Consider the following 6,628-nt stretch of genomic DNA (forward strand, 5'->3'; position numbering starts at 1 on the left):
CCGGCGGCGACGGCGGCGACGGCGGCAACGGCGGCGCCTCGGGCGACACGCCGGGAGCCCACGGCGCGCCCGGCGCCGCTCACGACGGCGGCACCGGCGGCAACGGCGGCGCCGGCGGCGCGGGCGCCGAGCCCGTCAGCGCCAGCGGCTAGGCAGGCTCTCCCGAAGTCCGTCTCCTCGTCGTTCAGCCACCTGCGCTGGCCCGCCGACTTTCGTTGCGCCAGACCAAGATCCAGCTCGGTGGCGGCTCATCGGGTTGGACGGGGGCCGCCAGGTCGCGCCGCGGCGGCCCGTAGGTGCTGATGCAGTTCGGGGTTTTGCCACACCTGCTGCTGGGCCTGCGTGACGAATGACCCCGGTTCAAGAATCAGAACTCCGTCGACCTCAGTAAACCGGTACTGCCCTGCGTGGCGTTTACCCAGGGTGGTACGGCCGCGGGCATCAACTGTCACGAACATCTCTTCCATTTCGCCCACAATAGGCTTGCGCTGAGGCTACGCCCGCTCGGTGAGGCAGCTGCTGCCTCGGTCGTCTGGTTCGCTACTTGAGCGCCTGCCATGCGTCGTCGATGCGGGCGCGGGCTTCGTTGACGTCACGGCGGAGTCGTTCAAGGTTGACGATGTCTGCCCGGGCCGCGCTCAGTCCGGCCTGGCGTAGGAACGCGGAAACCGACATCCCCGCGCTCTGGGCGGCCTGACGGACGCGGCCCTCATCTTCGAAGCTCAACCGCACCGCGACCCGCGCCGCCCGCGGTGGAACGTACTTCACCTGTTCGCCCAGCATGTCTGGGTCGTTGCGGTGCGCACAGTAGTAGTCGACCAGCTCGGCCTCGGTCATCTGTTCGGGCTGCTTCTCAATCATCACTGCTCCCACGCGGATGGCGAGCCACTCAAGTACGGACTGTCGCGTGCATCCTCCCGGCGCATCACCGAGGAGCACCGATGGGTGTATCGAGTTGTCGGCGATCTGCAGATTCTCCAGGCTCGGTACCACTACTGACCCGAGCCGGCCGGGTGTGTACCCGTTGCGGCCACCAGAACCACTTGCCGAGCAGCGCGGCGATCGACGGGGTCATGAATGACCGGATCACCAGCGTGTCGACCAGCAGGCCCAGCCCGATCGTCGACCCCACCTGGCCGATCACCCGCAGGTCGCTGACCAGCATCGACATCATGGTGAACGCGAAGACCAGACCGGCCGAGGTGACCACCGAGCCGCTGCCGCCCATCGCCCGGATGATGCCGGTGTTCAAGCCCGCGTGGATCTCCTCCTTGAACCGGGCCACCAGCAGCAGGTTGTAGTCGGAGCCGACGGCCAGCAGGATGATGACCGACATCGCTAGCACCATCCAGTGCAGGTCCAGCCCGACGATGTGCTGCCAGATCAGCACGGACAGCCCGAACGACGTGCCCAGTGACAACACCACGGTGCCGACGATCACCGCGGAGGCGATCACCGCGCGCGTGATCAGCAGCATGATGATGAAAATCAGGCACAGCGAAGCGATTCCGGCGATGATCAGGTCGTAGCTGGAGCCTTCGGCCATGTCCTTGTACACCGACGCGGTGCCGCCGAGGTAGACCTTGGAGCCTTCCAGCGGCGTGCCCTTGAGGGCTTCGTGGACGGCGTGTTTGACCGGCCCGATGTGCGAGATGCCTTCCGGCGACATCGGATCGCCCTCGTGGGAGATGATGAACCGCACCGCGTGTCCGTCCGGCGACAAGAACATCTTCATGCCGCGCTTGAAATCGGCGTTGTCGAAGGCCTCCGGCGGCAGGTAGAACGAGTCGTCGTTCTTCGACTCGTCGAACGCCTGGCCCATCGCGTTCTGGTTCTCCAGCATCTTTTCCAGCTGCCGCTGCAGCCCGTCCATGGTGGACTGCATGGTCAGCTGGATCCTTCGCATCGACTTCATGGTCTCGATCATCGGCGGCATGACCACCAGCATCTGCGGGATCAGCTCGTCGAGGCGGTCCATGTCCGGCAGGATGAGGTCGATGTCCTCGGACATCTCGTCGACGCCGTCCAACGTGTCCCAGATATTCCGCAGTGACCAGCAGAACGGGATGTCGAAACAGTGCGGCTCCCAGTAGAAGTAGTTGCGGATCGGCCGCCAGAAATCCTCGAAATTGGACATGTTGTCCCGCAGCTTTGCGACGTCGCCGGCCATCTTGTGCATCTTGGTGACCATGTTGTCGGTGGTCTGGGCCATGCCCTTGGTGATCTCGAGCATCTCTTCCATGGAGTGGATCGTCACTTCCATCTGGTCACCCATGACCAGCATGTCTTTCATCCGGTCCAGCATGTACTTCATGTTCAGTTGCTGGGTGGTGCCCTGCATGCTGATCTGGAACGGGATGGTCGTGTGCTCGATCGGCGTCCCCAGCGGCCGGGTGATCGCCTGCACCCGCCCGATGCCCGGCACCTCGAAGACGCGTTTGGCGATGCGGTTGATGACCAGGAAGTCGGCCGGGTTGCGCAGGTCGTGGTCGGCTTCGATCAGCAGCAGCTCCGGATTCATCCGGGCCTGCGAGAAATGCCGGTCGGCCGCGGCATAGCCGATGTTGGCCGGGACGTAGCCGGGCAGGTAGTGGCGGTCGTTGTAGTTGGCGTGGTATCCGGGCAGGGTTAAAAGCCCGACCAGACAGACGGCCGTGGTGGCCACAAGAATGGCGCCCGGCCAGCGCACGATCAGGGCGCCGATCCGCCGCCAGGTCCGGATCCGCATCGCCCGCTTGGGCTCCAGCATGCCGAAACGGCTCGCGACCACGACAACCGCCGCGCCCAGGGTCAGCGCCGCGGCCACCACGACGATCATGCCGATGGCCAGCGGGATACCCAACGTCTCGAAGTAGGGCAGCCGGGTGAAGTGCAGGCAGAACGTTGCCCCCGCGATCGTCAGGCCCGAGCCGAGGATCACGTGCGCGGTCCCGTGATACATCGTGTAAAACGCCGATTCTTTGTCCTCGCCGACCGAGCGTGCCTCCTGGTAGCGGCCGAGCAGGAAGATCACGTAGTCCGTCGAGGCGGCGATGGCCAGCGTCACCAGCAGGTTGACCGCGAACGTCGAGAGCAAAATGATGTTGTGGTAGCCGAGGAAGGCCACCACGCCTCGGGCCGCGACCAACTCGAACACCACCATCGCCAGCACCAGTAGAACGGTGCCGATGGACCGGTAGACCAGCAGCAGCATGGTGATGATCACCACGAAGGTCAGCGCGGTGATGACCTTGAGGCTTTTGTCGCCGGCGATGTGCTGATCGGCGGTGAGCGCCGCCGGGCCGGTCACGTAGGCCTTCACCCCGGGCGGCGGCGGGGTGTCGGCGATGATGCGCTGAATCGCCTCCACGGACTCAGTGGCTAGCGTCTCGCCCATGTTGCCGGCCAGATACACCTGGACGTAGGCGGCCTTGCCGTCCGGGCTCTGCGAGCCCGCGGCGGTTAACGGGTCGCTCCAGAAGTCCTGGATGTGCTCGACGTGTTTGGTGTCGGCCTTCATCTTGGCGACCAGCGCGTCGTAGTAGCGGTGCGCGGCGTCGCCGAGCGGCTGCTGGCCTTCCAGCACCACCATCGCGGAGCTGTCGGATTTGAACTCGTTGAACACCGTGCCGACGCGTTTCATGGCGATCATCGACGGCGCGTCCTTCGGGCTCATCGACACCGCCCGCATCCGTCCGACCTCGTCGAGCTGGGGCACGACGGTGTTCAGCACCACGACCACGGCCACCCAGGCCAAGATGATCGGCAGCGCAAGCCGGCGGATCCACCGCGGGATGGCTAGCTGCCAGGCGGGTGTGGGCGCCTGGGACGTGTTGGGCGCCGTGGGCGGCTCTGCCGGGGGCCGGGCGTCGGTGGGGTTCTCGCTGGTGTGTCGGCTCATGCGGACTTCACTATGCAGAAGGTTTGGGCGTGAACGCCATTGGAGATTCTCTCATCCTTGACTTCGCCGTCGACGGTGATCCGGCATCCGATGGTGTCGCCGTCGCCCTGCGCGACGACGATGGGGCTGACCGCCGGGTCGGTGGTCGACAGCGTCAGCGACCAGGGCAGGCCGGCGCTGTCCAGCCGCTGCGGCTGGGCGTCCAGGTCCAGATAGTTGATGTCGGCGAAGGTCCCGTCCGGGCTGAAGATGTCATAGACCACGACTTTGGGGTTGAACGGCTCGGTGTCTTCGAACACGGTGGACGCGCCGGCGTTGTCGTGGGCGCCGAAGTATCCGTGGACCCGGTGCACTATGAACGCGCCGACGCCGACGACCACCGCGATGAGCAGCGGCAGCCACGCACGTCTGATAACGCCGAACATGATCCCCTGCCCTTTCGTACCGCGTCGACGTGCCAAGATTAGTGCATCAAACTTCCTTCCGTGACCGGCGGTAGTCAAATCGAACGTATTTTCGATATACTGGCCGGCATGGGCTGGGGTTGTGGGCCGCCGAGCTGGGCGGAGATGGAGCGGGTGCTCGACGGCAGGCCGCGGCACACCGGAGCCGGCGCTCCCGATTCGGACAACCCGGCGTGGTCGCGCAGCCGGCAGGCGCACCGGCCCCCCGGCGGCACCGCCGTCCCCTATGCCGAACTGCACGCGCACTCGGCCTACAGCTTCCTCGACGGGGCCAGCACACCGGAGGAGCTGGTCACCGAGGCCGCTCGGCTGGGCCTGCGCGGCATCGCGTTGACCGACCACAACGGCCTCTACGGGGTGGTGCGGTTCGCCGAGGCGGCCAGGGAACTGGATATCGTCACCGTCTTCGGTGCCGAACTGTCGCTGGGAGCTTCGGCGCGCACCGACGAACCGGACCCGCCGGGCCCGCACCTGCTGGTACTGGCACGTGACCCGGAAGGTTATCGGCGACTGTCGCGCCAGCTGGCCGCGGCACACTTGGCCGGCGGCGAAAAAGGCAGGCCGCACTTCGATTTCGACGCGCTGGCCGACGCGGCGGGAGGGCATTGGCACATCCTGACCGGGTGTCGCAAAGGCCATGTCCGCCATGCGCTGGCCACCGGCGGCCCGGAGGCGGCCGCGGCGGCGCTAGCCGACCTGGTGGACCGGTTCGGCCGACGGCGGGTCAGCGTCGAGCTGACTCGGCACGGCCAGCCGCTCGACGACGAGCGCAATGCCGCGCTGGCGGCGCTAGCGCCGCGCTTCGGGGTCTCGGTGGTGGCCACCACCGGCGCGCACTTCGCCGGGCCGTGCCGGGGCCGGCTGGCGATGGCAATGGGTGCGATACGTGCCCGCCGGTCGCTGGATTCCGCCGTCGGCTGGCTGGCGCCGCTGGGCGGTTCGCATCTGCGCTCCGGCGAGGAGATGGCGCGGCTGTTCGCGCCGCGCCCCGACGTGGTGACCGCGGCAGCCGAACTCGGTGAGCAGTGCGGATTTCCGCTGACGCTGATCGCCCCGCGACTGCCGTCGTTTCACGTACCGGCCGGGCACACCGAAGACAGCTGGCTGCGGCAACTGGCACTGGCGGGTGCCAGCGACCGATACGGCCCACCCGAGCGTGCGCCGCGGGCGTACGCGCAGATCGAACGCGAGCTGAAAGTCATTGCACAGCTACAGTTCCCGGGATACTTCCTGATAGTGCACGACATCACCCGGTTCTGCCGGCGCAACGACATCCTGTGCCAGGGAAGGGGATCGGCGGCCAACTCGGCGGTCTGCTACGCGCTGGGCATCACCGCGGTGGACCCGGTGGCCAACGATCTGCTGTTCGAGCGTTTCTTGTCGCCCGCCCGCGACGGGCCGCCCGACATCGACGTCGACATCGAATCGGACCAGCGGGAAAAGGTCATCGGCTACGTCTACGACACCTACGGCCGCGACTACGCCGCGCAGGTCGCCAACGTCATCACCTACCAGCGCCGCAGCGCGGTGCGCGACATGGCCCGGGCGCTGGGCTTCTCGACGGGCCAGCAGGACGCCTGGAGCAAGCAGCTCAGCCGGTGGGGTGACGCTGACCGCTCCGATGTCGAGGGCATCCCCGAACAGGTGGTCGAGCTGGCTACCCAGATCGCCGACCTGCCCAGGCATCTGGGCATCCACTCCGGCGGCATGGTGATCTGCGATCGCCCGATCGCCGACGTGTGTCCGGTGGAGTGGGCCCGGATGCCCGGCCGCAGTGTGCTGCAGTGGGACAAAGACGACTGTGCGGCAATCGGTTTGGTGAAGTTCGACCTGCTCGGGCTGGGCATGCTCTCGGCGCTGCACTACGCGCAAGACCTGGTGGCCCAGCACCGGGGCATCGAGGTGGATCTGGCCCGCATCGACCTGTCCGAGCCGGCGGTGTACGAGATGTTGGCGCGCGCCGACTCCGTCGGCGTGTTCCAGGTGGAGTCGCGCGCCCAGATGGCCACCCTGCCGCGGCTGCGGCCCCGCGAGTTCTACGACCTGGTGGTGCAGGTGGCGCTGATCCGACCCGGGCCGATTCAGGGCGGGTCGGTGCATCCCTACATCCGCCGCCGCAACGGCGTCGACCCGGTGGCCTACGAGCATCCGTCGATGGCCCGCGCGCTGCGGAAAACGCTGGGGGTACCGCTGTTTCAGGAGCAGCTGATGCAGCTGGCGGTGGACTGCGCGGGTTTCTCGGCGGGAGAGGCCGACCAGCTGCGCCGCGCCATGGGGTCCAAAC

General features: G+C 67.0%; 5 protein-coding genes. 2 read left to right on the forward strand and 3 right to left on the reverse strand.

The genetic code is table 11. The features are described from left to right. Positions 1–540: 540 nt before the first annotated feature. Positions 541–861 carry a plasmid mobilization protein gene (locus tag AC2VOP_RS21230; protein ID WP_486962798.1) on the reverse strand — a complete coding sequence of 107 codons (321 nt, stop codon included), beginning with the start codon at positions 859–861 and terminating at the stop codon, positions 541–543. Here AC2VOP_RS21230 and AC2VOP_RS21235 point away from each other — a divergent pair. After that, the gene (locus AC2VOP_RS21235; RefSeq protein ID WP_486962799.1) at positions 799–999 is read left to right on the forward strand and encodes a type II toxin-antitoxin system YoeB family toxin; all 201 of its coding nucleotides are present in this window, start codon (positions 799–801) and stop codon (positions 997–999) included. The two genes, AC2VOP_RS21230 and AC2VOP_RS21235, sit on opposite strands and share 63 nt — an antisense overlap. Here AC2VOP_RS21235 and AC2VOP_RS21240 read toward each other — a convergent pair. Both AC2VOP_RS21240 and AC2VOP_RS21245 read right to left on the reverse strand, forming a co-directional pair. Continuing rightward, complete coding sequence (locus tag AC2VOP_RS21240; RefSeq protein WP_486962800.1) at positions 926–3,880, reverse strand: MMPL/RND family transporter; 2,955 nt, start codon at positions 3,878–3,880, stop codon at positions 926–928. The two genes, AC2VOP_RS21235 and AC2VOP_RS21240, sit on opposite strands and share 74 nt — an antisense overlap. Next, positions 3,877–4,305 carry an MmpS family transport accessory protein gene (locus AC2VOP_RS21245; protein WP_486962801.1) on the reverse strand — a complete coding sequence of 143 codons (429 nt, stop codon included), beginning with the start codon at positions 4,303–4,305 and terminating at the stop codon, positions 3,877–3,879. Before AC2VOP_RS21245 ends, AC2VOP_RS21240 begins: the two co-directional genes overlap by 4 nt. Positions 4,306–4,413: 108 nt before the next feature. Between AC2VOP_RS21245 and AC2VOP_RS21250 the strand changes: the two genes are divergently transcribed. Then, positions 4,414–6,628: error-prone DNA polymerase (locus tag AC2VOP_RS21250; protein WP_486962802.1), on the forward strand; the 2,215-nt coding region annotated here is incomplete at its 3' end.

Source organism: Mycobacterium sp. TH-M106, from assembly GCF_057473765.1.

What these genes read in the sequence shown, in the direction of transcription:
- AC2VOP_RS21230 (WP_486962798.1), bottom strand. Translation starts at nt 861, where the DNA reads ATGATTGAGAAGCAGCCCGAACAGATGACCGAGGCCGAGCTGGTCGAC.
- AC2VOP_RS21240 (WP_486962800.1), bottom strand. Translation starts at nt 3,880, where the DNA reads ATGAGCCGACACACCAGCGAGAACCCCACCGACGCCCGGCCCCCGGCA.
- AC2VOP_RS21245 (WP_486962801.1), bottom strand. Translation starts at nt 4,305, where the DNA reads ATGTTCGGCGTTATCAGACGTGCGTGGCTGCCGCTGCTCATCGCGGTG.